Origin of the sequence: Sphingosinicella sp. BN140058 (assembly GCF_004135585.1) — a bacterium.
GTDB lineage: Bacteria > Pseudomonadota > Alphaproteobacteria > Sphingomonadales > Sphingomonadaceae > Allosphingosinicella.
Window position 1 is genome coordinate 4,400,092 of the sequence record NZ_CP035501.1, and the last position, 26,554, is coordinate 4,426,645.

The 26,554-nt window shown below is 66.4% G+C and carries 20 protein-coding genes and 1 tRNA gene; 5 read left to right on the top strand and 16 right to left on the bottom strand.

Annotated features, from left to right (window positions below; translation table 11 throughout):
• Positions 1-102 precede the first annotated feature (102 nt).
• The 4 genes from ETR14_RS19825 (at position 103) to ETR14_RS19840 (ending at position 6,404) form a co-directional block, all read left to right on the top strand.
• Positions 103-426 (top strand): TIGR02300 family protein, encoded by a 324-nt coding sequence (locus ETR14_RS19825; RefSeq protein WP_106512917.1) that lies wholly within the window; start codon positions 103-105, stop codon positions 424-426.
• A 97-nt stretch (positions 427-523) separates the two neighbouring features.
• Positions 524-599: transfer RNA gene (locus ETR14_RS19830), tRNA-Ala, on the top strand.
• Between the two features lie 357 nt (positions 600-956).
• Positions 957-4,004, top strand: a complete 3,048-nt coding sequence (locus ETR14_RS19835; RefSeq protein WP_129387929.1) for a M10 family metallopeptidase C-terminal domain-containing protein — start codon at positions 957-959, stop codon at positions 4,002-4,004.
• Positions 4,005-4,232: 228 nt separating this feature from the next.
• A complete protein-coding gene (locus ETR14_RS19840; RefSeq protein ID WP_129387931.1) occupies positions 4,233-6,404 on the top strand; it encodes a M48 family metalloprotease in 2,172 nt (723 codons plus the stop codon).
• A 1-nt stretch (position 6,405) separates the two neighbouring features.
• Here ETR14_RS19840 and gspN read toward each other — a convergent pair whose 3' ends face one another.
• The 8 genes from gspN to gspF are packed head-to-tail and all read right to left on the bottom strand — an operon-like array spanning position 6,406 to position 11,892.
• Complete coding sequence (gene gspN, locus ETR14_RS19845) at positions 6,406-7,023, bottom strand: type II secretion system protein N (protein WP_129387933.1); 618 nt, start codon at positions 7,021-7,023, stop codon at positions 6,406-6,408.
• Positions 7,020-7,595: a type II secretion system protein N gene (locus ETR14_RS19850; protein WP_129387935.1), complete on the bottom strand. Its 576-nt coding sequence runs from the start codon at positions 7,593-7,595 to the stop codon at positions 7,020-7,022. Before ETR14_RS19850 ends, gspN begins: the two co-directional genes overlap by 4 nt.
• Before the next feature lie 16 nt (positions 7,596-7,611).
• Positions 7,612-8,340 carry an A24 family peptidase gene (locus tag ETR14_RS19855; protein ID WP_129387937.1) on the bottom strand — a complete coding sequence of 243 codons (729 nt, stop codon included), beginning with the start codon at positions 8,338-8,340 and terminating at the stop codon, positions 7,612-7,614.
• A complete protein-coding gene (gene gspK / locus ETR14_RS19860) occupies positions 8,337-9,311 on the bottom strand; it encodes a type II secretion system minor pseudopilin GspK (RefSeq protein ID WP_165356537.1) in 975 nt (324 codons plus the stop codon). Before gspK ends, ETR14_RS19855 begins: the two co-directional genes overlap by 4 nt.
• Positions 9,308-9,880, bottom strand: a complete 573-nt coding sequence (gene gspJ / locus ETR14_RS19865; protein ID WP_129387941.1) for a type II secretion system minor pseudopilin GspJ — start codon at positions 9,878-9,880, stop codon at positions 9,308-9,310. Before gspJ ends, gspK begins: the two co-directional genes overlap by 4 nt.
• Positions 9,877-10,248: a type II secretion system minor pseudopilin GspI gene (gspI, locus tag ETR14_RS19870; protein ID WP_129387943.1), complete on the bottom strand. Its 372-nt coding sequence runs from the start codon at positions 10,246-10,248 to the stop codon at positions 9,877-9,879. The genes gspJ and gspI overlap by 4 nt, the downstream gene beginning before the upstream one ends.
• Entirely contained in the window at positions 10,235-10,669 is a 435-nt protein-coding gene (locus ETR14_RS19875) for a GspH/FimT family pseudopilin (protein WP_129387945.1), read from the bottom strand. Before ETR14_RS19875 ends, gspI begins: the two co-directional genes overlap by 14 nt.
• A complete protein-coding gene (gene gspF / locus ETR14_RS19880; protein WP_129387947.1) occupies positions 10,669-11,892 on the bottom strand; it encodes a type II secretion system inner membrane protein GspF in 1,224 nt (407 codons plus the stop codon). The genes ETR14_RS19875 and gspF overlap by 1 nt, the downstream gene beginning before the upstream one ends.
• 231 nt (positions 11,893-12,123) lie before the next feature.
• Between gspF and ETR14_RS19885 the strand changes: the two genes are divergently transcribed.
• Positions 12,124-13,455 carry a M23 family metallopeptidase gene (locus ETR14_RS19885; RefSeq protein WP_165356538.1) on the top strand — a complete coding sequence of 444 codons (1,332 nt, stop codon included), beginning with the start codon at positions 12,124-12,126 and terminating at the stop codon, positions 13,453-13,455.
• Here ETR14_RS19885 and gspM read toward each other — a convergent pair.
• From gspM to ETR14_RS19925, 8 genes are all read right to left on the bottom strand, one after another.
• Complete coding sequence (gene gspM / locus ETR14_RS19890) at positions 13,418-13,888, bottom strand: type II secretion system protein GspM (protein ID WP_165356539.1); 471 nt, start codon at positions 13,886-13,888, stop codon at positions 13,418-13,420. The two genes, ETR14_RS19885 and gspM, sit on opposite strands and share 38 nt — an antisense overlap.
• Entirely contained in the window at positions 13,885-14,964 is a 1,080-nt protein-coding gene (gene gspL, locus ETR14_RS19895; protein ID WP_165356540.1) for a type II secretion system protein GspL, read from the bottom strand. The genes gspM and gspL overlap by 4 nt, the downstream gene beginning before the upstream one ends.
• A gap of 61 nt (positions 14,965-15,025) precedes the next feature.
• Positions 15,026-15,445 carry a type II secretion system major pseudopilin GspG gene (gene gspG / locus ETR14_RS19900; RefSeq protein WP_129387955.1) on the bottom strand — a complete coding sequence of 140 codons (420 nt, stop codon included), beginning with the start codon at positions 15,443-15,445 and terminating at the stop codon, positions 15,026-15,028.
• On the bottom strand, positions 15,435-16,946 hold the full coding sequence (locus tag ETR14_RS19905) for a GspE/PulE family protein (RefSeq protein WP_129387957.1): 1,512 nt from the start codon (positions 16,944-16,946) through the stop codon (positions 15,435-15,437). Before ETR14_RS19905 ends, gspG begins: the two co-directional genes overlap by 11 nt.
• Positions 16,943-19,090 carry a type II secretion system secretin GspD gene (gene gspD, locus ETR14_RS19910; RefSeq protein WP_129387959.1) on the bottom strand — a complete coding sequence of 716 codons (2,148 nt, stop codon included), beginning with the start codon at positions 19,088-19,090 and terminating at the stop codon, positions 16,943-16,945. Before gspD ends, ETR14_RS19905 begins: the two co-directional genes overlap by 4 nt.
• A 194-nt stretch (positions 19,091-19,284) precedes the next feature.
• Positions 19,285-22,029: a TonB-dependent receptor domain-containing protein gene (locus tag ETR14_RS19915; protein WP_129387961.1), complete on the bottom strand. Its 2,745-nt coding sequence runs from the start codon at positions 22,027-22,029 to the stop codon at positions 19,285-19,287.
• Positions 22,030-22,110: 81 nt separating this feature from the next.
• Positions 22,111-23,688 (bottom strand): hypothetical protein, encoded by a 1,578-nt coding sequence (locus ETR14_RS19920; RefSeq protein WP_129387964.1) that lies wholly within the window; start codon positions 23,686-23,688, stop codon positions 22,111-22,113.
• Positions 23,689-24,027: 339 nt separating this feature from the next.
• The gene (locus ETR14_RS19925) at positions 24,028-26,493 is read right to left on the bottom strand and encodes a TonB-dependent receptor (protein WP_243455594.1); all 2,466 of its coding nucleotides are present in this window, start codon (positions 26,491-26,493) and stop codon (positions 24,028-24,030) included.
• Positions 26,494-26,554 lie beyond the last annotated feature (61 nt).

A 26,554-nucleotide genomic window follows, 5' to 3' on the forward strand; every position in this document is an offset into this window, starting at 1 on the left:
CTTTTGACAGCGGCCTACCCATGTGGCAAGGCGCAGCACAACACGGCCAGCGCCACTCGCGCGAGGGCCGCTTTTTCAATTTTCAGTGGAGACTTCTCACCGATGGTGAAGGCTGAATGGGGCACGAAGCGGACTTGTCCGAAATGCGGCACCCGCTTCTACGATCTCGGCAAGGAAGACCCGGTGACCTGCATCCAGTGCGGCGTCGCATGGGATCCGGAACCGGTGCTGAAATCCAAGCAGCCGCTGCCGTTCGATGCGCCGAAGAAGGCGGTCGATCTGGACGAGAAGGAGGACGTGGATCTCGCGGCCGAAGATCTCGAGATCGATGACGATGCCGAGGAGAATCCGGACGACGAGGTCGATCTCGGCGGCGATGACGACATCGGCGTGCCCGGCGCGGGCGACGACGAAGACGAGGTTTGAAGATCTCGTTTTAACCGGCTTGACGGGCGCCGCCGGCCTCTTCTAAAGGCGGCGCCACCAGCCCGGCGGTCCAGACGCCGGCGCTTCGAAAAGGTTTGGGGCCGTAGCTCAGCTGGGAGAGCGTCGCAATGGCATTGCGAAGGTCAGGGGTTCGATCCCCCTCGGCTCCACCATTCAAGAAAAGATGACGTGCAGATGCAGGCGCCTTGCCAAGGCCGGCGCCGGCGCTTCCACGTCTCCGTTCCACATTCCGATCGGGTCTTGGCGGAGCGTGCTGCAACGATCCCTGCTCGGGCGCTCCCTGAACAATGATTGATCCGCGTATCAGCGCTCACGGATATTCGTCTCGAAGTTTTCAAAAGGATCGAGAAGGCCGTAGGCCGGTACGAAGCCGAGCGTCTTTACGCGCATGCCGACGGCCGTTGAGCGGGGGCAGTCGTTTCGTGAACAGCGTGTTAGCCACGCGTCTTGACCAAATCTAATCCGCCGACGGCTCATGACACCTCTGAAAAATTCAGGAGGGGTGATCCATGCCTTCATTCACGTCCGGGACGGCCTATACCGTTGACGAGAACAACCTGATTGCGGCGCGCATCACCGCCACAGACGCCGAAGGCGATCCGATCACCTACAGCTTCGCAAACTTCAGCGAAGTCGTGAACGTCTCCATCGCCGCTTATTACGACGCTTCGAAATTCTATATCGACCCGCGCACCGGCGTCATCACCTTCAACAAGGCGCCGAATTTCGAAGCGCCGGACGATTACGGCCGTGACGGCACCTACGACCTGATGATCAAGATTACGGACGGTGCCGAGACGGCGTTCCAGCTGATCACCATTACCGTCGGCAACGTAAACGAAGGCCTGTTCATCGCCTCGAACGGCGGCGCCGCCAGCGCCTCCTTCTCAATCGCGGAAGGCCAGACGGTCGCGACAACGGTGGTTGCGCGCGATTTTACCGGGCCTTCGGTAACCTACAGCATCACCGGCGGCTACGACGCATCGAGGTTCACGATCGACGCCGCCACCGGTGTGCTCAGCTTCGTGACTGCACCCGACCACGAGTCGCCGGCCGATTTCGGCCGCAACGGCGTCTATGACGTCGTCGTTTCGGCGACCGACGGCACGGTCACGGACAGCCAGACGCTTGCGATCTCCATCGCCGACGTCAACGAAGCGCCGGCGATCTGGAGCAACAACGGCGCCGAGTCCGCGGCCGTGACGGTCGCCGAGAATCAAAGCTGGTCGTTCATGACCCTCTACGCGACCGATCCCGAGAGGAACGCGCTCACCTATTCGATCGTCGGCGGCGCCGACGCGGCCTTGTTCACGATCAACGCCAGCACCGGCGGGCTCGCCTTCATTGCGGGACCGAATTTCGAGGTGCCTTCGGGTTCGGATGGCGATAACGTCTACCATGTCGTGGTGGCGGCGAGCGACGGCTCGCTGATCGACACGCAGGCGCTTGCCGTCACGGTCGCCAATGTCAACGAGCGGCCCGTGTTCACAAATTTCAACACGGTCCCCGCCCCGACCATCATGGTCGCCGAGAACAGCCTTGCGGTTGCGACCTTGAACGCAGTCGATCCGGAGGGTCGAGCGGTGACCTATTCGCTGGCCGGCACGGATGCGGCGAGGTTTACGATCGACGCTGCGAGCGGTGTGCTGAGCTTCGTCGCCGCGCCGGACTATGAAGCGCCGAACGACTTCGGTGCGAACCGAGTCTACAATATCGAGGTCCGCGCCAGCGACGGTGCCATTGTGACGAGCGAGTCGCTTCAGATCGAGGTGAGCGACGAGAATGAGGGAGTGCCGACGTTCACTTCGAATGGCGGCGGCGATCATGCCGTGATCTCAATCGCGGAGAATAGCGGCAACGTGACGATCCTTGCGGCCGAGGACTCGGACTCTGACGGGTTGCAATTCGGGATCGACGGCGGCGCCGACGCGCACTTGTTCGAATATGACGCCGCCACCCGGACCTTGCGCTTCCGGGAGCTGCCCGACTTCGAGCAGCCGGCCGACGCCGATGGTGACGGGGTCTATGAGGTGCGCGTCGGAGTGACCGACGGCTTCCTGTTCGACTATCAGACGCTGTCGATCACGGTCGAAGATGTCGACGACGGGGTCGCGTTCGAGACGGCGGAGCGCACCTTCGATGTTGCGGAGAACGACGTCGCGATCGGCTATGTTCAGGTCGGCCCGGCCACCCCGCGAGAGGCCCGCTACGAGATTGCCGGTGGCGCCGATGCGGGGCTGTTCGCGATCGATCGCACCTCGGGTGCGCTGAGGTTCATTTCTGCGCCGGACTTCGAGAACCCGGCCGATGCCGACGGCGACAATGTCTTTGACGTTATCGTACTCGCCAGCGACGGCAGTTCGAGCGACACTCAGGCCGTCAGCGTCACCGTGGCAAACGCGTTGGAGCCCGTCGTCTTCGAATCCGCCCAGTTGACCTATTATCTGCCTGAGAACGGCCTGATCGAGGTGAGCTCGACCGCCGCGGGCGGAGACGGACCGATCACCTATTCGCTCGGCGGCAAGGATGCCGTCCTGTTCGACATCGACTCTGCCACGGGCTCGATCCATTTACGCGGAGCACCCGGCTCTTCGACGCTCGATTTCGAGGCGCCCGCCGATCATGATTTCGACAATGTCTATCGCCTCACCGTAGTCGCTTCCGCGGGCAATTCGACAGCGTTCCAGGAGCTCTCCCTGACCATCACAAACGTCAACGAAGGCCTCGCGATCTTCTCGGATGGGGGCGGCGAAGAGGCCCAGCTCAGCGTCGCCGAGAATAGCCGCATCGTCACGACCGTCCAGGCCAAGGACGAGGACGGCGAACCGGCCCGCTACTATATTGCCGGCGGCGCCGATGCCTCACGCTTCACCATCGACGTCAACACCGGCGTCCTGCAGTTCGTCGCGGCGCCCGATTTCGAGACGCCGCGCGATTCGAATGGCGACAATGTCTATCGCCTAGCCGTGGTTGCCACCGACGGCGCGTTCGAGGATTTCCAGACCCTGTCGATCCAAGTGAAGGATGTGGCGGAAGGTGGCGGCGTGATTTACGGCACGAGCGCCAGCGAGACCTTCTCGCCGTCGGCCTCGCGTCGCACCACGGAAGGCGCCGATACGGTTTACGCCCGCGAAGGGCAGGACACGATCTATGGCGTCGGCGGCGACGACCTCCTCTACGGCGAGGGTGGCGACGATGTGCTGATCGGCGGCGCCGGTGTAGACCGGCTCAGTGGAGGGCTCGGCGCGGATCTGTTCGTGTTCCAGTCGATCGGCGAGTCTCGCCTCGGGTCGGCCGACATGATCACCGACTTCGTGCGTTCCCAAGGGGACCGGATCCACCTCGGCAGCATCGACGCCAACACGAAGCTGTCCGGCGACCAGGCATTCAAGTTCATCGGCGGGCAGTCGTTCACCTCCACGCCGGGTCAGCTTCGCGTGGAGACATCCGGTGGCAACACGATTATCTACGGCGACGTGGACGGCAACGGCGTGGCGGACCTTCAAATCGTGCTTCACGGCCAGATCCCGCTGGTGGCGAGCGACTTCATACTTTGAGGTCTGCGCGGCGCGGAGGCGGAATTGGCGGTGTTCACCGAGACCGTTTCAGAACGCGCTGATCGGGGCCCCTGACGTGGTGTAGCTTGGCCAACCTGGTCCCGGCGACCGGCATTGATCGGGCGGTGCTTCTCCTGCTCACGGCTTGCCACCTTCGTTCGCGGATCGTTATTGCGGACCTCGGGAGATTGCGGCCGTTCTTCCCGGCGCAGTCGCGACAAGGGGGTGATGATGTCGAGCCGTTTGCGTGGGGGCTTTTTCCTCTTTCTGACGACCTTGATTCTTCCGGCCGCCTTTGTCGCGCTTGGCCTGTGGCAGCAGCAGCGCGCGCCGGAGCACCATGCCGAGATCGTCGCGCAGCACCAGGACGTTGCTCGGGTCCTCGCCGATCTCGAAGCTTCAGGCGCCGGTGAGGTGCGATCGAGCATCGCGGACATGCCTCAGCTCCGCACCAACGGCATGGTCTATGTCGGACCCGCAGCGCTGAGCGTCGCTGAGGCGGAGCTGAAGCGGCTCGATCGGGCGCTGCTGGTGTCGAGCGTCCGAAATCATCTGCCGACGGCGGTCGTCCTCTGCGCCGCCATCGTGCTGACGATCTCGCTGGTGACGCTGCTCGGCGCAAACCTGCTCGGACGCGCGGGGCGGCGTTCGCGGGATGCGCTCGAACGCGGTTTCGATCTGGTGCGGCGGATCCTGCCGATATTGCTCGGCATGCAAGTCGTCCTGACGGCACTCGGCATCGTTGCAGCGGTCGCCTTCGAAGCCGAGCCGCTGCTCGAACTCGACAATCCAAACGGCCGCGAATTCAAGATGATGGCGATTGCCGTGATCGTGATGGGCCTGTCGCTCTGGACGGCAGGCAAGGCCGTCTTCAACCTTCGCGCCACACTTGCCCTGTTCCAACCCGATCCGCTCGAGATCGACGGGCGCAGCCTCTCGCGTGCTCAGGCGCCGGGCCTATGGCAATGGGTCGAGGGTCTGGCAGACCGGCTCGGCGCGCTGCGGCCGGATCAGATCGTCGTCGGACTTACCGGCGGGTTCTTCGTGACCTCGGGCCCGAAGTACCTGTCGCCGGGCGGCGAGACGTTTGAGGGACGGACATTGTACCTGCCGTTGCCCTATCTCCCGTTGCTGCGTCAGGACGAAGCGGAGGCGATCGTCGGCCATGAGCTCGGCCATTTCACGGGCGGCGACACGGAATACAGCCTCCGCTTTCTGCCCATTTATGCCGGCGTCAACCGCTCGCTCGCCGCCATGGTGCTGGCCGGGCGGGGCGCCGATGGTTCGGAAGGCGTGATCACGCGTCCGGCGGTAGAGCTCGGCCTGTTCGTCATGAACAGATTCGATCGCGCGGTGATGCATTGGAGCCGCCTGCGAGAGTTTGCGGCCGACGAGGCCGGAGCGCGGATCACGTCCGCCGAGGCGGCCGCCCGCGCCCTGCTTCGCTACGATGCGGTGATGGGCCGCGTCGGCGAGGTGCTCGGCAGCGCCTTTCGAGAACCGCACACCGCCCCCGACGATCTGGTCGCCGCCGCCTTCGCGCATGCGCGGCAGCGCGGGCTCGACAATCCCGCCGAGGAGCAGGAGGAGAGGGACGCACATCCGACCGACACCCACCCGCCGCGACATCAGCGTCTCGCCGCACTCGGCATCGCGCCGGCACCGGCTTTGTTGCAGGACGTGATGGCGGCGCCCGCGGACGATGCACTGGGCCGCGTGTCGGCGCTGTTCGCCGATCCCGACGGGCTGTTCCGGGAATTGAGCGCGGACCTCGTCGGCGGCGCGCGCGCGGCACACCGGGCCTACCGGGACGAGCTCCAAGCCGCAGCGGGCGCAATCGGCGAGGAGACGATCGTCGTGCGGGACAGCGGCGCCGCGGGTGGCTGGATCCTGATGCCGGTTGGCCTCGTCTTTGCCGCGATGGCGATCGGGGTGAAGGCAAGCGATGCCTTTCCCGAAGGCGCCGATCTGTTCGCCGGCATCATCGCGATCTTCGCCCTGCTGTTCATCGCGGCAGGCCTGTGGCTGGTGCGGCGGGGGGCAAGGCCGTTCGTCACCCTGTCGCCGGACGCGATCATCCTCGACGGAATCGATCGCCCGCTGGCGTGGAACGAGATCGAGCAGGTCGGCTATCATGTCGTCGGGCCCCCCGCGAAGACCCGGGGGCTGCGCTTCAGTGTGTTCCTGAAGCCGGACGCAGCATTTCCGAGGCGGGCAAGAGGGCGACGGGCGCGGTTCAAGGCAAAGCAGCGCAAGATCGAAATCCGGTCGATGCGATTCCGCGACGTCACGGCGCAGGATTTTGCCGAGCTGATCCATCGGTATCGGGTTGCCGACGATGCACGCGCCGTGCTCGAGCGGGAAGGTCGGGCGCTCTCGGCAGCGCTCGGCGAAGGCTGAGCTAAAGCCCTCGCTCCGGCAGGATCACGCCGCCGGGGCCGCGCAGCTCGGCCGTCGCGCGGACCCCGTCGAAGCGCAGGGTCAGGGTGCGACCGTCGCCGGTGAGCGGCAGCAACAACCGGTCGCCGACGCAGCGCGGGGTGCCTTCGAGAACCGGCAACGGCAGATCGGAGAGCGCTGCCTTGACCCGGCCGCGAGCCATGGCGCAACGGCCGTCGCGAGCCGCGAAGCTGAAATCGTGGAGCGCGAGCGCGGTGCGCGGCAACGGCCCGGAGCCGACCAGGTCGACGGTTCCGGTCAGGCCGCGGACGCTCGCGCCGCGCGTCGAAAAGGCCGCGCGTCCGCGAAGGCTGCCTGCTCCAGACCATTTGAGCGAAAGGATCGGCTCTCCGCCGGGGAGCGATACTGGCAACGCCACCGCGTCCGGGGAGCCGAGGCGGAGACCGCCGATGCCGAGATCGACGAGGCGTCCGCGCCAGATGCTTCCCTCCGCGCCCCGCGCCGTCACCGCGCCCGCGACATGACTGGCCGCAACCTTCATCGGCACGGTCGCGCCCAGGCTAAGCAGAAGCGCGAGCCCGAACCAGGCGGCCTGCTTCACCGGAAAACCCGCGCTCATGGCCGCACCGGCGGAGCGGAAGCGGGTGCGGCCGGGGGAAGCGGGGCGGTTCCGGTCGCAGGCGCCGGCGGCGCACCGACGACCTTGGCCGGACCGGATTGGTCCATGAACAATTGCTCCCGAACGCCATTGCGCAGCAGGGTGATGTTGTCGAAGCCAACGGCGGCGAGCGTCACCCCGTGCACCACCTCCTCGCCGACCCCGAAACTGTGCTGGACGCCGTCGGGGGTGGCAATGATCGCGGACCCGCGCGACGATCCCTGATCCTGCCGCACGCCGTGCAGGCTGAGGTTGAGCGACGTCACCACGATGGTCCCGCCACGCGCCCCGGTGGGGAAGAAAGGGTCGGTCTCGCGCAGCACGGAGAGCGCCGGGGCGGCCGGCTGCCGCATCTGCGGCTCCCATGCGCCGATCGCGCCCACCGGCACGAGCAGCGCCCAGATTAGAGCCGCGCACTGAAAGGCGAGCGCCGCGAGCAGGGCCGCCTCGATCCATCTCTGCCACGATCCGGCGCGCAGCCGCGCACGCGCGCCGGCAAACGGGAATGCTGCCAAATTCATCGAAATCGCCATGTCCGCTCCGCAAATCTCATGAAGCCGCAATCAGCCAGAGCGGCCATGCGGCGATCGCCATCAATGTTCCGAGGGGCAAAGCGTCGCTTCCGGAAACCGGATGGCCCGAAAACCGCCGCACGGCGACGTGGGCAAGGCCGATCAGCCCCGCTGCGAGCAGAACCAACGGCAATTGCTGCCAGCCGAGCCAGGCACCGATCGCGGCGAGCAGTTTAGGATCGCCGCCGCCCAGCCCTTCCCGACGGCGTAGTGCTCGATAGGCGAGGGCGATCAGCGCCAGGCTTGCATAGCCGGTGACCGCGCCGGCGAGCCGGTCGACGAGCGCGGGGCCGAGCCCAAGCGCGGCGACCGCGAGGCCTGCGGGGACGAGCGGCAGGGTCAGCCTGTCCGGAAGCCAATGATGTTCGGCATCGAGCGCGGCCAGGATCAGCAACCACCAGCCGAACAGGGCGGAGGCGAGGCCGAGCGGGTTACCATGGGCCAGGGCGGCGGCGAGACCGATCGCCACTGCCGCAACCTCCATCGCGACATGGCGCGGATCGATCCGAACCCGGCAGCCGCCGCATCGGCCACGCAAGGCGATCCACGAGAGGATCGGCACCATCTCCGCTGGTGTCAGCGTGCGGCGGCAGTCGTCGCAACGCGAGCGCCCGGCAATTGCGGTCTCCCCCGCGGGCCAGCGGATCAGCAGGACGGCGAGGAAGCTGCCGACGATCGCGCCGGCGAGGGGAAGGCCGACGATCATGACTCGCGCGTCCAGCTGCGCTGCACCAGCCGGCTCGGCGCCTGCCGCGCATCGATCAGACTGGTTTCGAACATGTCGCTGCCGGCGAAATCGCCTTCGATGTCGACACGCACCCAATGCGGCCGCACCGCAAATTGCGAGGCCGTCTCGGTAGTCGGAAAACGGTCGGCAAGGGCGGGGCTGTTCCAGAAGGCTTGCACGCTCTGCCAACCGCCCGGCGGCCGTGCGGCGATCGCAGCGCGCGCGACATCGGCCGGGATCTGCTCGGGCGAGAGCATCGCCAGTAGCGGCGCCTGATCCGGAGCGAGGCCGTTGACGTTGACCGGGGAGAGATCGGTAACCGGCAAAGCGCAGATCAGGGGACGCACGGCTTCATACACTTCTGGGGTCACGCCAGAGACCGCGCGAAGTTCGCTGCGATCGACGAACAGGCTGTTGGCGGTGCGATACTGCCGATAGGCCTCGTCCTCGCCGCCCGCGGGCAATGCTGCGGTGTCGCTGTCGATCCAGTCGGTTGCGGCGGCGGCAACCTGCCGCGCCTTTGCCTCGGGGATTCCGAGCACCCGCATCAGGCCGGTGAACTGGGCGATGCCGACCGGGCGGGCACGCAGGCCGACCGCTGCATTGCCCTGCACGAGCGAGTTCAGGTTGAAGCAATTGCCGCCGTCGCGAATGCGGGCGGTGACGGTGCCCCCTTCCGGCAGGGTGATCGTCCGGGTCTGGCCGGACGGTTTCATCTCGAGCGGCGCCGAGCCCGTATCTCGGCCAAGCAGATCGTCGATCTGCAAGGTCACCAGCATCTCGACGCCGTCGGCATAGGCACGTGCCTGGCCGACCGCCGAGGCATTGGCGGCGAGGGCGGTGGCGAAACGAAGCCGCTCCAGCGCCGACGCGGCCACCGCGCCGATCACGGCGACGAGCACGAGCACGGTGATCAGCGCCGCCCCTTTTTCGCGCGGTGCCGGGGTCATCCGCGGCCGCTTCCGACCAGGAAGACCATGCGCAGCGGCTGCTTCGCGTCGATCGTCATTTCGATGGCGCGCGGAAGCTGTTGCGGCTGCACCGGGTCCCATCGGTCCCGCCAGGCGCCGTCCGGCCCGCGGAAGCGCAATCTGAGGCCGGCAACCGGGCCGAGCAGCCGCTGTGCCGGCAACGGCGCGGCGCCGTCGACCAGTGGCCAGGCGACCCGCTCCAAGGCGCCATCGACGACCCGATATTCCACCCGCTGGATCGAGGGGCGTGCGGCATTGTCCTCATTGTCCCAGCCGGCACGGACCAGATCGATCGTGCCGCCGGCGGCGCTCAACGCCGGCAGCGTGCGTCCGGCGGCGTCGCGGTGGGGACGGGGCAGAGCCTGGGCGAAATCGGCGGCGATGATCGTGCTGGTCCGCTGCAGGGCCGCGGTGTCGGAGAGCTTGTCCTTCACCCCCTCCTGAACCCGGGCGCTGCCCGACAGCAGCATGGCGCCCGCCGCGGAGAGCAAGGCGAAGATGATCAAAGCGACCATCAATTCGACCAGAGTGAAGCCGTTGCGAGTCACGCGCCGGCCTTCCGGAACATGGTCAGCCGCGCCGCGGGGCGGGCCGAGGCGCCGGCGACGACCACGTCGATGCGCAGGATGCGGGGCTCCGGCGAGTAGGAGGTGCGCCGCACAAAGGCCCAGGTGCGGCCGCCATTCACTTCCTGGCCACGCGCGACGCCGAGCGCGGGCGGGCGCGGATCGGTGACGGCCTCGATGGCGACGTTGCGGGCGACGAGTTGGGCGACGGCATGGTCCTGAAGCGTCGCCGTGCCGGAGAGGCTGACGGATTGGAGCCGGACCAGCGCCAGTGCCGCGATGCTGAACACGGTGAGCGCGACGAGCATCTCCACCAGGGTGAAGCCCGCTTCCCGCTCAGCGCGCGACATCGATCTCGCCCCGGTCATCGGTGCGCACGAGCGCCCGTTCGCCGTTGCGGCGAAGCTCGATCGCGATCGGATCGGCGATTCCGGTCGGATCGAAGCGGATCCGTGCCTGCGCCGATGCGATTGCGGTGCCCTGCTGCCACGCTGCCGGCGCGAGCGGCGGTTCGGCGATGGTCTGCCAGCGCCCGTCCTCCCGGTTCTCGAAGGCATAGCCGTGCGTATCTACGGTAAGGGCGAGCGGCCGGTTCGAGAGCACGGCCTTCTGACGGGCGGCGTGAATGCGCGCGGCGAAGCGCTCCGCCTCGTCGCGGACGCGATGGCCGGGGCGCGGCAGCGCAAGCGCAGCGACGGAACAGGCGAGCGCCAGGATGGTCATGACGACGAGCAGTTCGACGAGGGTGAAGCCGTGCTCGCGCCCCTGCATCACAGACCGCCCGCCAGCGCGTCGATCTGCAGGATCGGCAACAGCACCGAAAGCACGATCACCGCCACCACGACGCCCATCACCACGATGATCGCCGGCTCGAGCAAGGCAAGCATCGTGGTGGTGAACATGTCGAACTCGCGCTCGAGATAGTCAGCGGCCCGCTCCAGCATCGTATCGAGCTGGCCGCTCGCTTCGCCGCTCGATGCCAGCGAGACCAGCAGCGGCGGAAACACCGCGGCATTGCGCAGCGCACCCGAGAGGCTGCCGCCGGTGCGCACCGTCTCCGCGGTGCGCTGTGTTGCCGCGCGCAACGCCCGATTGTGCACGGTCTGCGCGGTGAGCTTCAGGCCATCGACCAACGGCAACCGCGATTCCAGCATCGTCGCCAGCGTGCGCGCCATCCGCGCCGCGTGAAGATCGCGAAGCAGCCGTCCGGCAAAAGGGGTTCGCAGCAGCAGTGCGTCGCGGCGGAGGCGCCGCACCTCGCTCCGCATCGAAACGGCGGCGAGACCCCAGGCCGCGAGGGCAGCAAGCGCGATCGCCCACCAATAGCCGGCGAGCAGGTGCGAGACGCCGATCACGATGCGGGTGAGCAGGGGAAGTTGCTGACCGATATCCTCGAACTGCTCGACGACGCGGGGTACGACGAACACCATCAGGGCAAGCACGACGAAGCTCGCGACGACGGCGAGGATGATCGGGTAAGCGAGGGCGCTGATCACCTTCGAACGCACCTGCGCCTGGCGCTCGAGCAACATGGCGAGTCGTTCGAGGATCGTCGGCAGGCTGCCGGAACGCTCGCCGGCCGAGATCATCGCGCGGTAGAGCGGCGGGAAACTGCGCGGCTCCCGCGCCATCGCTTCGGAGAGCTGCCGTCCCTCGACGACGCCGCCATGCACCACCTCGATCACCCGACGGATGCGCGGACGCTCGCTTTGCCGGATGAGCGTGCGCAGCGCTTCTTCGAGCGGCGTCACCTGCACGAGGGTGGAAAGCTGGCGGGTGAAGATCGCGAGCTGGTTGGAGGGCAGAGTGTCGCGCACGAACAGCGGCCGTGCCCAGAATGGCTGAGCCGTGACCGGCGCACCGGATTCGAGGCGAACGACGTAGAGGCGCTTCGCCTGCAGCGCGGCGCGCGCGCCCTCCGCCGTCGGCGCGCGCAGGGATCCGGTCTGCTCCCGGCCCGCGGTGTCGAGCGCAAGATAGGTGAACTCCGTCACGCGGCGGCAGTCGAATCGTCGGCCAACATGCGCGAAGGCTAGAAGCCGGGGATGACAGGCCGGTGCCGGTTTTGTTGCACTTTTGCGACAAGACCGCCGCGTCTTCTGTCGTCAGTCTGTCACAAAGTTCGGCTTGGATAGGCGCACGGGAATCATGTTGCCGGGCGATGCGCCGGCGCAGCCGGGGACTCCGATTTGTATCAAAACATGGACTATGCGGAGGGAGGCGGCGTGGCAGCTTTCGCGCCCGCCAAATGGCCGGCCGTCGCAGCAATTTCGTTCCCGCAGCAGACACCCGGGCGTTCGTACAAGCGGGCTACTTGTTGGGGCACGGCGGCGCTGTTCGGCACGGTGCTGGCCGTTGCCCTTGCCGCTTCTTTCGATGGTCCGGCCGTCGCGACCGCTCCGATTCTCCCTCATGTCGCTGCACTTCCCGAAGTGCCAGATGCTTTGGAAGCGCAAGGAACGACCCTTCTCGTCGGGCTCGTGCCGGGCGAACGGATAGCGCGGGCGTTGGGCCGAGCCGGCGTCGCGGCAAGCGAGGCGGCCGCCGCCGAGCGCACCCTGGAGCAGGCGATCTTCACGACGATGCCCGCCGCGGGAACCGAACTGCGCCTCCAGCTGGGCGAACAACCAAGCTTCCTGGCCTCGCGCCCGCTCCGGACCGCGCGTTTCGTGACGGCCACCGGGGCCCGGCTGACGCTCGAACGCGCAGGCTCGGGCTTCCGGCTGCGGGCGGACGGTCCGACCGCATCCGAGCTGCCGCGCCGCTTCGAAGGTCCGATAGGCGGAGACCTGGTGCGCGCGCTCTGCGCCGCCGGGGTGACGCCGCGGGCAGCGACCGCCTTCCTCGCCGCGCTGCGCAGCCGGCGCAGCGCGGACGGCTTTGGTAACGATGATCGCTTTCTCGCCGTCACCGACTACTCCGGCGCCTTGCTGCTGGCCAGGATCGATCGCGCGGATGGCCGCGGCATCGCGTTGATGCCGTGGACCTTCTCCGACGGCCGAACGATCTGGCTCGATGCGAACGGGGCCGGGACGCCGAGCAAAAGCCAGCGGCCGGTGCCCGGTCCCGTGTCGTCAGGTTTCGGCAGCCGCCTTCACCCGATCCTGGGCTTCTGGCGGATGCACAAGGGCATGGATTTCCGCGCCGCTGCCGGCACGCCGATCGTCGCCACGATGGACGGGCGGGTCTCGGCCGCCGGCTGGCACGGCGGCTATGGACGCCAGGTTCGGGTCGATCATCCTGGCGGTCTCGCCAGCTCTTATTCGCACATGCGGGAGATCGCGGTGACGCCGGGAACCTTGGTCCGTCAGGGGCAGCTGCTCGGCTATGTCGGATCGAGCGGCCTCTCGACGGGCCCGCACCTCCACTTCGAGTTGCTGCGCGGCGGCGTTCCGGTCGATCCGCTCAGTATCGTTGCCCTACCGCTTACACGCCTGACCGGAGAGGATCTCGCAACCTTCCGGGAGAGGATGCGGCAGCTGGCTACGTTGCCGGCGGGCGCCGCGCCTGCGGCACAGGTCAGGGCTGCGGACGCTGGAACGTCACTTCGGCTTTGAGACCGGCAGCGCCGTTCGGCGCCGCCGACAGGCCCCGAACCGGCAGCCCTTCGGCCTCCATTGCTGCCAGCCAGCCGAACAGGACCTTGGGCTGCGCATCGTCGAAGGCGAGGCGGATCGTGCCATCCCGCGACTCGCTGCTGCGTGCAGTCAGGGCCACGGCGCCGGCGGTGGCGGTGAGCGCTTGTGCAGTGTGCCGCTTCGCAGGGCGAGCGGCGCCAAGAGCAGAGATCTGCCGTGCGTAATAGCGGGTCTCGCCAAGGGCTTGCACGGCGGCGTCCCGAGTCTCTGCCGCCGAACGCTGCGCGTCCCCGATCGGCCGGAGGATGAGCAGCCAGAGCAATGTCGCGCCAAGCAGCAGCGCCATGACGACGAGCAGGATCTGCTCGCGCTGCGATCGGCTGCTCCAAGCCCGTTCCAGGACGCCCGTCATTGAGGTTTGACCAGCCATTGGCTTCTGCTTTCTCCTTCGGCGGCGCTCGGCGGCGGCCCGGCCACGGCATAGCCGGTCGCTTCGATCCGGGTGCGCAGGGCTGCGAGCGTCGCCGGGCTATCTGCCTTCACTCCGATCGAGAGCACGCCGGCCTGGTAGGAAAGCCCGGTGAGCGATGCCATCGGCGTGTCGCGAACCGCCGCAAAGACGACAGCGCTTTCGGCGGAGAAGGCGCCGGGGCCGCCGCCGAGTTCGGACAGCCGCTCCTTCAATTGTGCGGCGGGATCGACGATACCGCGTCCGCGCGGCAAAGCCTGCGCAGCGATCGTGCGGGCTTCCTCTTCCATCCGCCCCGCAGCCGCGCTGTCGCGATAGGCGGCGACGAGCTGTGCGGCGATGGTGACGACGAGGATCGCGAACAACAGCCAGGCAGCCCTTCGCACCAAGCTCGCCTGCACGCTTAGGCGTTGCCGTCCGAACGAGCCCTGGCGGAGATTGACGAGCGGGGTCGCGAGCGCTGCGGCAATACCGGCCGTCCAGGCCTGATCGGACAGCGGAAGAACGGGACGGTCGCCGAGCACGAGATCGGCGAGCGGCGTTTCCAGCGCGAACGCCTCGGCGGGACCGCGGCACAGCGCCATTCCCGACCGGTCGAGGCGAACCAGGCTTTCGCTCGCAGGCATGAGGAGGGCGGTTTCGGGCACGATCAGCCCCGGGTCGAGCCCCTCCTGCGTCAGGACCGCGAGCCACGCGTCCATCGCCGACGGCGAAACCAGGGCGACGCAGGTTGATCCGTTCTGCGTGGTCGCGCCGAGCGCAAGGTGCATGCCGCCGATCGGCTCTGCGGACAGATCGGCGACCATCAGCCGTGCCGCAGCGGCCGCCTGGGCAGGCGCGAGCCCCTGCGGGAGGTCAACCCAATGCAGTGCTATCCGATCGCCGGGCACCACCGCAACGCAATCGCGCGCATCGTCCGGCCGCTCGACCGCAGCGAAGCGCCCGGTCTCATCGGTGGTCGCCCAACGCACCACGGCATCGCCTTGGAGGAAGGCGATCAGGCGTGGCGCGAGGCGCACCGGTTCGCTCGCTCCTCCGTCCGGCGCATTCGAAGCGCCCCGGACGGGAGGCTCGGCAGCGTCAGAGGTCTGCGCTGCTGATATCGGCATTCTGGTCTTCGCCCCCTGGCTTGCCATCACCGCCGAGGCTGGTGATCTCGAAGGCGCGGCCATTCCTGCCTGGCGCGCTATATTGATAGGCGTTGCCCCATGGATCGTTGGGCAGGCGCTTCACGTAGCCCTGGTCGACGACCGCCTTCAGCCCCTGTTGCGGGCTGGGATATTGGAGATTGTTCAGCCGGAACATCTCGACACCCTGCTCCAGCGTCGAAATGTCGGCTTTTGCCTTGGTCACCGCCGCCTTGTCGGTGGCGGGCATGACGTTGATGATCACCACCGTCGCCAGCAGCCCGATGATGACGATCACCACCATCAGCTCGACCAGGGTGAAGCCTGCTTCCGATGGCGCCGGACGGCGCCGGCGCGACGTTTCAATCCTCATCGACTGTGGTCCTCGAGATGCGAATGGCCTCTTCGGCGGTGGTGACGCCCTGGAGGACCAGGGTGCGCGCCGCCGAGGCGAGATTCTGGAAATTGCGGAAGGCATGGCTTGCGATCACCGCCTCGTCGCCCGAAGCATTGATCAGCCGGCGGAGGGCATCGTCGATCCGTACCGCTTCGAACACGCCGATCCGGCCCTTGAAGCCGGCATTTCCGCAGGCGTGGCAGCCGACCGCGCGATAGACGATCGTTCCGGGTTCGAAGCCGAGCAGGGCGGCGAGCGACTTGTCCGCCTGCACCGGCTCGCGGCAGTCGGGGCACAGCCGGCGCACCAGCCGCTGGGCTATGACGGCGCGCAGGGTGGAGGCGAGCAGGAACGGCTCGATCTTCATGTCGCGCATGCGGGTGATCGCGCCGACCGCATCGTTGGTGTGAACGGTGGAGAGGACGAGATGCCCCGTGAGCGAGGCCTGCACGGCGATGTCGGCCGTCTCGCGGTCGCGTATCTCCCCGACCATGACGACATCCGGATCCTGGCGCAGAATCGCGCGCAGTCCGGCCGCGAAGCTTAAGCCGACCTTGGGATTGACCTGGGTCTGGCCGATGCCGTCGACCGCATATTCGACCGGATCCTCGACCGTCAGCACGTTGCGGGTGCCGTCGTTGAGCAGGCGAAGCCCGGAATAGAGGGTTGTCGTCTTTCCCGAACCGGTCGGCCCGGTGACGAGGACGATGCCGTTCGGCTCGGCCAGCGCCTCACGGTAGATCTTCTCGACCGCCGGGGGCATTCCGAGAACGCCGAGATCGATCCCGGCGGTCGTCTTGTCGAGGATGCGGAGCACGACCCGTTCGCCGGCGCGGCTCGGCAGGGTGGAGACACGCACGTCGAGCAACTTGCCGGCGAGGGTGAGGCCGATGCGTCCGTCCTGGGGCACCCGCCGCTCTGCGATGTCGAGCCGCGCCATGACCTTGATCCGGCTGACCACCACGGGCGCGACATGGGCGGGCATGCGCAGGGTCTCGCGCAGCACGCCATCGACCCGCATGCGGATGGTGAGGCCGCTCTCATAGGGCTCGACATGGATGTCCGAGACGCCCTGGCGCGCCGCGTCGGCGATGATGCCGTTGATCAGCCGGATCGCAGGGGCATCGTCGGCACTGTCGAGCAGGTCCTCGGCGGTCGGGATGTCGCCGGCGAGGTGGCTCAGTTCGTCGCCGAAGCCGAGGCTGTCGGCAACGTCGGCGGTGCCCTGTCCATCGAGCGAGTAACGCTCGGCGAGCAGCCGCTCGAACTGATCGGCGGGGGTGAAGCGGACATCGAATGGCCGCGCCAGAAAGCGCCGCATCTCGATCAGCACGCGCGGGTCCGCGCCCTGGCGCATCGCCACCGCGAGATGACCGTCCTCCGCGCCGAGCAGGGCGACGCCGAACCTGCGGGCGAAAGCGAACGGGATGTTGAGCGGCAGCGCCGGCGGAGCGGACGTGTCGGCTTCACCGCTCATCGTGCCTCTCCCGGCACTGGCGCGGGCAGCGCGGCGGGCGGCTCCGGAGCCTGGGGCGGCGCGGCGCCGAGATAATCGCGGACGAGCTCGTCGATGGTCGGTTCCTCGTTGGGATGAAATTGCGCCTGGCGGTCACGGATGTAGCCGTAACGCTGGGCGGAGACCGCGCGGGCGTCCTCGGCGGAGCGGAGGATGGTCGGGCGAATGAACACCATCAGATTGGTCTTGGTGCGCGAGCGGCTCTTCGACCGGAACAGCGCGCCGAGCACCGGCAGGTCGGAGAGGAACGGGATCGCCTCGATCGTCTTGCGATCATTGTCGTCGAGCAGGCCGCCGATGCCGACGATCTCGCCGTCGTCGACGGTGATGGTGGTTTCGAGCTGACGCTTGTTGAGGATGAGATCGGTGGAATTGCGGGCGACCGGGCCGGCGATCGAGCTGACCTCCTGGCGGAGCATCATCTTGATCGAGCCGCCAGCGTTGATCTGCGGCTTCACCTCCAGGCTGATGCCGACATTCTGCCGCTGGACGGTGCGGAACTGATTGTCGAAATTCTGGCTCAGCGTCTCGCCGGTGGTTACCGGCACTTCCTGGCCGACGAGGATCCGCGCTTCCTGATTGTCGAGGGTCATGATCGACGGCGTCGACAGGATGTTGGAGCGTGTGTCGGCCTTCACCGCATTGACGATCGCGCCGAAAATCGCGTTGCCGCTCTTGATCGCGAAACCGGTGAGGCCGCCGTTCGCGCCGAGCAGTGAATTGACCGCCGCTTCCTGCAGGGTGTCGGCCACGGTGGAGCTCTGGGTCGTGGTCACCACCTCGCCGTTCACCGTCGTTGTCGTGGTGCGAAGCTTCTCTGCGGCGACCGCGCCAGCCACGGTGAGGATGTTGGGATTGGCATTCGAGTAATTGGTGACGGCGAAGGGGACGTTGCTGCCCTTGAGCCCGGCCATCAGCAGCTGGACGCCGAGCTGCCTGGCCGCCTGGTCGGAAATCTCGACGATGATCGCTTCGACCAGCACCTGCTCGCGGCGCGTGTCGAGCTGGCGCACGACTTCGCCGAGGCTGCGCTGGATGTCCTGGGGCGCGGCGATGATGATCGCATTCGCACCCTCGAAGCGGGTGACGACGGCGTTGCGACCACCGAACACCCCGGCGCCGCTCTGGGTCACCTCTGCGGCGGGAATCGGCGTGCTCTGCACGGCGGGCCTGGCCTGCGATTGCTGCGGCGCGCGCGCGTCCATGATGCTCTGCGATGCGCTAAGGCCGGTCGGCTGCGGCGCTGCGCTGGCGGGCTGGCCGAGCAATTGCTGCAGCACCGGCAGCAACTGCGCCGCATCGGCATGTTCGAGGAAGATCACCCGCACTTCGGTGCCCGCGGCAGCGCGCTGATCGAGTTCGGTCGCCATCGCGGCGAGGCGAGCGACGGTCGCGGAATCGCCGCGGATGGCGATCGAATTCGAGCTGTCGATCGGGACGATGGCCGCACCGCCGCCATTCGCCTGGCCATTGCCCATCAGCGTGTTGAGCGATGCTGCGATCTCTCGCGCGCCGGCATTCTGCAGCGCGACGATCCGGGCATTGCTGGTGTCGCGATCGATGCCGGCGAGCACCTGGCGGATCCGGGAGACGTTGTCGCGATAATCGGCAACCACGATCGAGTTGCGGGTGGCGGTGATGGAGCCTTCGCGGCTGACCAGCGGCCGCAGGGTCTCGAGCGCCGCACTGCCCTCGATGTGGCGTGGGCGGAAGATTTCCGTGACGAAGCTGTTGGGGCTGCCGCGCCCGCCGATCCGGCTTGGCGCAGTGGCGCCGTTCGCCGCCGGCTGGATGCGCAGGCCGCCGCCGGCGGTCGGCACCGCGATCAGGCCGCTCGAGCGCAAGGTGGAGAGGAACAGTTCGAAATATTCCGATTTGGACAACGGCCGCTGGGTGACCACCGAGACTTTCCCCTGCACGGCCGGATCGACGATGAAGGTTCGACCCGTGACGCGCGCCGCGTCCTCTACGAAGGCGCGAATGTCGGCCTCGCGGAAGTTGACGCTGTACTGCGCCAGGGCCGGCGCCGCCGGAACCAGGGCGAACAGGCAGACGGCGGCGGTGAGGCGCAGCAGGCGAGATTTCGAACGGGGAATCGAGTTCATGCCGTGGGGCTACAGCCGCAAGATGACGGCACCTTTGTACTTTTGTGACGGAATTGTTTCGTCGCCGCTGCGGCGGCTGAAACAAAGGGTGGCGGCAGCGCCGAGCGCTCCGCCACCAGGTGGGGGACCTTGTCCTATGTGGTACGAAGCGCTCCTCCTCGCGGGCGAGGAGGAGCGTCAACGAATGGCCCTGCCTAGAAGGTCGCGCTGAGCCCGAAGCTCGCGGTCGTGCCGATCTTGTAGAGATTGTAGTAGATGCGGTTGTCGCCGCTCTGCTGATATTCCTTGTATTTGGTTCCGGTGATGTTGCGGACCTCGAACTTGGCTTCGAGGTCGACTCCGCCGATATTGATCCCCTGGCGCGCGACGAAATCGAGGCGGAAGCCCGGATATTCGATGATGTCCGGCTGCTGCGCTGCGCCGCGGTTGGTAACCCGTTTGCTGGCGTAAGTGAGCAGCAGGGTCTGCTGTGACAGCCGGTCCGTATCCTCGAGCCCGAGCTGGAGATTGACGAGGTGATCGGACTGGCCGGTGAGCGGCGTGCCGTCGCGGAACAGGTCGGTTGCCTTGGTCGACGAGGACGCGAACAGCGCCACCGTGTCGTTTTCGTTCACCTTCACCTTCGATTTGCTGTAGGTGTAGTTGGCGATCAGCACCGCCCGTCGCGATTGCCAGAAGGCGCCGCTGGAGAGGCCGCTCAGATCGAAATATTTCTGGGACTCGACCTCGGCGCCATACAGGTTTGCCTTGGGCGCGTTGGCGAAGCTCGACAGCACGGCATTGTCGCTGAAGCTGGCGAAGGTCTCGATCGGATTGTCGATCCGCTTGTAGAAGCCCGACAGCGAGAAGCGCTGGTCCCGCCCGAAATAATATTCGTAGCGTGCTTCGGCATTGTAGAGCTGGCTGTCGACCAGCAAGGGATTGCCGCGGAACTGGCGATTGTTGTCGGGATCGAAATAGAGCTGGTAGATGAGCTCGCGGAATTGCGGACGCGCAATCGTCTTCGAGCCGCTGACCCGGATCTGCATGTCGGGCCGGAACTGCCAGGTGAGCGTCGCCGCCGGCAGGAAGTAGTCGCGGTGGAGGCTGGTGCCGGCAAGCGATGCCGTCGGGGTGGTGAAGACCTGCACCGGATCGACGGTCTGGTCCGCTTTTTCCCAGCGGATGCCGTAATTGAGGCTGAGCTCGTCGCTGAACTGCGCCTGGATCTGGCCGTAGGCAGCGTGGTTGCGCAGCTTGGCGTCGAATACCGGGTTGCCCTCGTTGGTGTCGACCAGCCCGATGTCGTAGAAATCGATCACCGACGGCTGCAGCAGATAATCCGGTCGGAACATCGCGACGCCGCTCGGGAAGGTGCTCGGCGCGATGAACAGGAAGTCGCGCCGTTCCGTCCGACGGCTGGTATCGGAGAAAGCATAGCCTGCGGTGAGCGTCAGCCCTTGAGTCGCCTTGTAGGTGAGGTCGGCGCCGGCGGACCACAAATCCTCGTTGAGATCGGAGAAGCTGATCTCGGCATTGCCCTGCTGACCATTGTTCAGCCGGTTGATGTAATATTGGCCATAGGGATCGTCGGCGCGGTTGCTGCGGAAATATTCGTAGCTGATCTCGAACGGCGCTTCGCGCTGCGAGTTGGCGTATCCGCCGCGCAGGTCGAGGCTGAGATCCCGGCTCAGCTTGAACTCGCCGACGAGCTGGCTGTCGATCAGCTGGCGTTCGAACCATGCCGTGTCCTGCTGTTGCAGGGTCGCGGTCGGCGACGTCGTCTGCCGCGAGCCCTCGCCGAGACGGCTCTGCTTAATCGTGTCGCGTATGTAGAGGTTGGTCCAGCGGATCTGGTTCCGGCCGAACTCGAGACCGAGGCCGAGCAGGCCGTTCACCACGATCCGGTTGTCGGTGATGACCCTGCGGAAATCCAGTTCCTTCTCGCTCAGGTCGGCATTGGCGGCCGTCTGCTGGATCGTGTCGCGGCTGCGCCAATCGTTCTTGTAGCCGGCGGTGGCGATGAGGCCGAGCCGCGTGTCGCCGCCGAGATCGAAGGAGGTGCCGCCGGTGATCTGGCCGGAGAAATTGGGCGGAAGGTGCTTCCAACGTTGCAAAATGGAATTGCGCGAATTGATCAACTCCCCGGCGATCGCCTGGGTGTCGACATTGCCCTCGCTGATCCGGTCGCCGCTGTTCAGAAATGCGGCGAGGGCAGGCGGCATGTCGCGGCTGCCGTTGTCGAAGCCGGTCCAGTCGCTCTTGCTGCCGTAATAAGTGTAGCCGAGCTGGCCGGTTGCCTCGCTGTCGGCTTCGATCGCGCCGCCGATGGTGAGAAAGCTCTCGGTCGGCACCGAACGAGTGGTGAGGTTGATCACGCCGCCGCCGAATTCGCCGGGGAAGTTCACCGAATAGCTCTTCTGAACGAGCGACGAGGCGATCACGCTGGTCGGGAACAGATCGAGCGGAACGACGCGCCGCAGCGGTTCGGGGCTCGGCAACGGGGAGCCGTTGAGCAAGGCCAGCGAATAGCGATCGCCGAGACCGCGCACGTAGACGAAACCGCTGCCGACCACGCTGAGGCCGGTGACGCGGCTGAGCGCGCCGGCGATGTCGCCCTCGCCGGTCCGCGCGATGTCGGCGGACGACAGCACCGAGACCACCTGGGGCGTGATCCGCGTGATGTCGCGCGACCGCGTGCCGACCACGACGATTTCCGCGTCCGCGCCCGGGATCGAGACCTCGGGCGCCGCTTCGTCGGGGGCTTCAGCCTCGCCGGCTCCAGCCTCGGTCGGGGCACCGGGGACGGAAGGGTCGTCCGGCGTGGCGACGGCATTGCTGTCGGGAACGCTCGGACCCGCCTGGTTCGGGGCGCCTGCGTCCTGCGCCAGGGCCGCCGCCGGGGCGACGAGAGCGGTGGAAAGCAGCAGCATGGTGGTCGCCGCCAACGTGTTGGACATGTTCAGCCCCATAAAGTGTGAGAAGAGCGGGGCAGCGGCTTCGATGCCGCGCCCCGCCCGTTCGAGTTCAGATCATTCGGCTCAGGTCGTCGGGATGGTGGTGCAGAGCCCGCCGCCGCCGAGGTCGGCGGTGGCGCTGTTGCAGGTCCAGCCCTTGTACCAAGTGTCCGACGCATCCTTGACCGCGCCGATGTAGGTCGTCTTGTCGAAGAAGCTGGCGATCGAGCTCGCGTCGAACGCGGGCACCGCCGTCTCCGTCGCGCCGTTGACGAAGATGCTTGTCAGGGTGGAGACGTAGGCGTCGTTGTTGTTGTTGCTTCCGCTGCCGAAGATCGAGGCGACCTGCGCATCGGTGACGCTGTTGGCGCCGAGATATTTCGGCGTGCCGCAGGTCATCTGCACCGAGCGGAACACCGGCGGGCCGGCTTCGTCCTGCGCCGGATCGGCGGCCTGGATGGTGTTGGCGCGGCTGATGCGCAGGCACGAAAGGCCCGAGCTCACCAGCACGCTGTTGACCAAAGTATAGTCGGTGCCGCCGCGCAGCAGGATCGCGGCGAGATCCGAGCCGGTGCTGGAACGCTGGATGAAGGTCGCGTTCGAGACTCGCACGTTCTGGCGCGGCGTGTTGCCGTCGACGGCATTGTCCGAATCCGCTTCGATCATCGCGTCGCCGAGGCCGTTGCGCTGGACGGCGAGGACGTACTGGAAGTTGCCCTTGACGCCGGTGTCGGTGTCGAGATTGTCGTCCTCCGCACCGATCGACACGAAATACTTCATGTTGACCACGCCGCCGAAGAATTCGGCGCCGTCATCCGAGCTGTTGAACGACATGATGTGATCGAGCTGGGTGCCGCTGCCGGTGCCCGAGGTGGTCAGCGACTGCAGCTCGCTGTTGTTCGACAGGACGAAGCCCGAATAGCGGATCTGGGCATAGCTGATCCGGCCGCTGCTGTCGTTGGCGGTGGCGCCGCCATATTTGGCCGGGTCGGCCGCACCTTCGGTCTGCCGTTCGCAGGCGACGGTGCCGGGGGCCGCGCCCGGATTTTCACAATCGGTGATCGGCGCGCGGCCGAGCAGCACGACGCCGCCCCACTGGCCCGACGAATTGTCGGTGGTGAGGCCGAGAATGTTGTCGCGGCTGGTGAAAATGATCGGCTGCGTGGCGGTGCCGACCGCCTGGATCTTGTTGCCGCGATTGACCGCGAGCCACGACACGCCGGTGCCGCCGAACACGATCACGCCCGGATCGATGGTCAGCGTCACATTGGTATCGGCGGCGCTGGCGGTCGGGCCGCCGTCGGTGCCGACGTCGACCCGGCCGCCGAGGCGGTAGACGAGGCCGGCAACCTTGGTCAGCTGGATGCTCTTGTTGATCCGCGCCGGTAGGGTGCAGACACGCCAGGTGCCGGTCGGACCCTCGATCGTACCCGAATCGGTCAGGCCCTGCGGATCGGCGATGGTCGGGCAGCCCGCGGCCGCGGTCACCTTGGTGGGCGAGGGCGGCGGCGGCGGCGGCGCGGGCGGGGTCGGCGCCGGCGGGTTGATGATCACGTCGCCGCCGGTTCCGGGCGACGCGATATCGTCGGCGCCGCAGGCGGCGAGCAGGGTCGTCAGCGGTATCAAGGTGGACAGAAGCAGGAGCGAGCGGCTGCGAGACATGGAAACCCCCTAGGAGTGGTCGAACGAAGGAAGCCCGCTGCGGCGGGTCTGCCCTTGCGACTCTGGCTAAAGGGAGTCTGTGATACTTGTGTTACATGTGAAACGACTTGGCGATAACTCAGAAGATCCGTGTCTTACTTGTGAGATTATCATGAAACAAAAGTGTCATCTAATAGGTGGGTCAACAGCTTAGCGTCTCGGCCGCGATCAACGCCCGGAGCCAGGGGGCGCGCCACACGCCCGGCTTCCGGTGCAGAATCCGGCACTTGGAGGCATTCGCCGGCCGTCAGAGACCGAAACGCTGCGCCGGCCCCTCGATCGATCCGCGGCGCTGGACGATCAAAAGCGTGTGCCGACCCGCAACCCGATCGTTCGCGGCCGGGTCACATAGGTGTAGACCTTGGGGCCGATCGCGGTCAGACCTTCGGGGTCGCCGCAAATGCCTTCCGCGCACTGGATCGAGTTGCCGAGCGCGCCGTTCACGTCGAACAGATTCTTGACGTAGAGTTCGGCATTCCAGCGTCCGGCCTTGATGCCGGTGCTGAGATCGACCGTGGTATATTCATCGAGATCACCCTGGATGGCGCGTTCGACGAGGCGCAGGTCGCTGGTGCGGCGTCCCTCGTGGACGACGTTGATCTGAAAATGACCTCGATTAGCACCGACTGGGAATTCGTAGCGTGCGAGCGCGTTGGCCTTGAACCTGGACGTCAGCGGAAGCCGTGTACCCTCGGGCGCCAAAATCTCGTTATCCTCGCCGCCAGGGCCAGGGATCGTGCAGTCGCTCTGACTGTTCGCGTAGCGGCAGAAATCATTCTTGCTCTGCGCGTCGTTATAGGCCGCGCCGGCGCTGATCGTGAACCCGGTTGCCGGCCGGACGAAGAAGTCCAGTTCCGCGCCGCGGATGCGGGCGTCGCCGGCGTTGCGGATCACGGTGAGGCCGTTGGCGCCGAGGAAGGACAGCTGAATGTCGCTCCAGTTCAGCTGATAGATTGCGGCGTTGAAGCGGATCCGGTTGTTCCACCAACTGGTTTTGAAGCCTGCTTCATAATTGTCGATGAAATCGGCCTGGTAGGGTCCGAAGCCGGGGCCGGTGCGGCGATTGATCCCGCCCGGGCGGAACCCGCGGGAGACCGTCGCATAGACCAGGGCATCGTCGGTGACCTTGTAGGTGACGTTCAGGCGGTGGATGAAATCCGTATCGGACGTCGTATTGTCGAGATTGGTGCAGGGCGATCCCGAAACCGAAGCCGGCGCGAAGCAGGCGGCGACGCCGGTCTTGCTGCTATAGCCGCTGCTATAGCCGAAAAAGCCCTTTAGCGAGTTGCGGTAGCGATAGATCCGGGTGCCGAGGGTGAAGCTCAATTTGCTCGTCATGTCGGCGGTGACTTCGCCGAAGGCGGCATAATCGCGGTCGACGCGGATCTGCTTGGTCAGCCAGATATCGCTTTCGGTGCCCGGCACCGTGATTGAATCGGCGATGTTGTCGATGATGTAATTCTGCTCGATGTTATGTTCCTGGCGCTGGTAGAACAGGCCGGCAATCAGCCGCACCGGCTTGTCGGCCGGCGACGAAAAGCGAAGCTCGTGGCTCTGCTTGGTGAAGCTGTCATCCGATTGAATATACTGGTTCGGGTTCACCAGATTGCCGTCATTGTCGTAGAAGTAGGTGCCGTAGCCGGCGAGTGCGTCGTAGAAATAGGCATAGTCGACATAGTCGGACTGGCCGTCGATCTGGCGCTGCATGTAGGCGCCGGCATAGGTCAGATCGAAATTGCCGATCTTGCCCGTCACGGTCAAAGCCGCCTGGTACCACTTGTCTTCGTTGCGCTCGGGATTGAATTGCTGGACCTGAAGCTCGTCCAAACCGCGTTCCTGAGCAAAGAAGCCGTGCGAGACCTGTTTCTGCGCCATCACCTGGGGCAGGATCGTCCATTCGTCGTCCAGTTCGATCTTGAGCGCGGCGCGTGCGCCATAGGTCTCGACGTCGTTATAATCGTCCTCGACCAAAGCATCGTTGTCGAAACTGATGCCGGAACTCGGGAAGGTCAGCGTGCCCGGAATGTTGTCGATATAGCCGGCATCCTTGCGGTACCAGCCGACCACGCGCACGGCGGCGCGATCGGAGATCGGCGCGTTGATGAAGGCTTCGCCGATATAACCCTGTTCGCCGTGGGCAACCGTGTTCACCTCGGCATTAGCTTCACCGTAGAAGCCGCTCGTATCGGGCTTGTTGGTGATGATGCGGACGGTGCCGGCCTGGCTGGACGCGCCGTAGAGCGTGCCCTGGGGACCCGCCAGCGCCTCCACGCGCGCAATGTCGAAGACGTGGATGTCGAGCGCGCCGGTGGTGGTGGTGATAGGCTGTTCGTCGAGATAGGTGCCGACGCTCGGCAACGGTCCCGAATGGTTGGCGTTCTCGCCGGATGCGACGCCGCGGAAATAGACGTTGTTGAAGCCGGGGCCGCCACTTTGCACCGAGATGCTCGGGATGTTGCGGGCATAATCCTGAAAATCGTTGACCTGGAGCTGCTCCAGCTTGGCGGTGCCGAGCGCCGTGATCGCGATCGGCACGTCCTGCAGATTTTCCTCACGCTTCTGCGCGGTGACGATGATCTCATCCTCGTCGCCGATCCGCCCGTCCGAACTTCCCTGATCGGCCGTGCCGCTCGGATCGCCGCCGGCCGGAACATCCTGAGCCTCTTCGGCGAGAGCGGCCCCGCCGGTCAGCAACATGGTCGACGCGAGGAGCGAGAGGCCGACGGCGCGGACGCCGGTGCGGGGGTTGGCGACGAAGCGAAGCATCGTGTCTCCTCGGAAGCAGGGCAGTCCCCGAAGACTGTTCCTCGCCCCGACACCGGTCAAT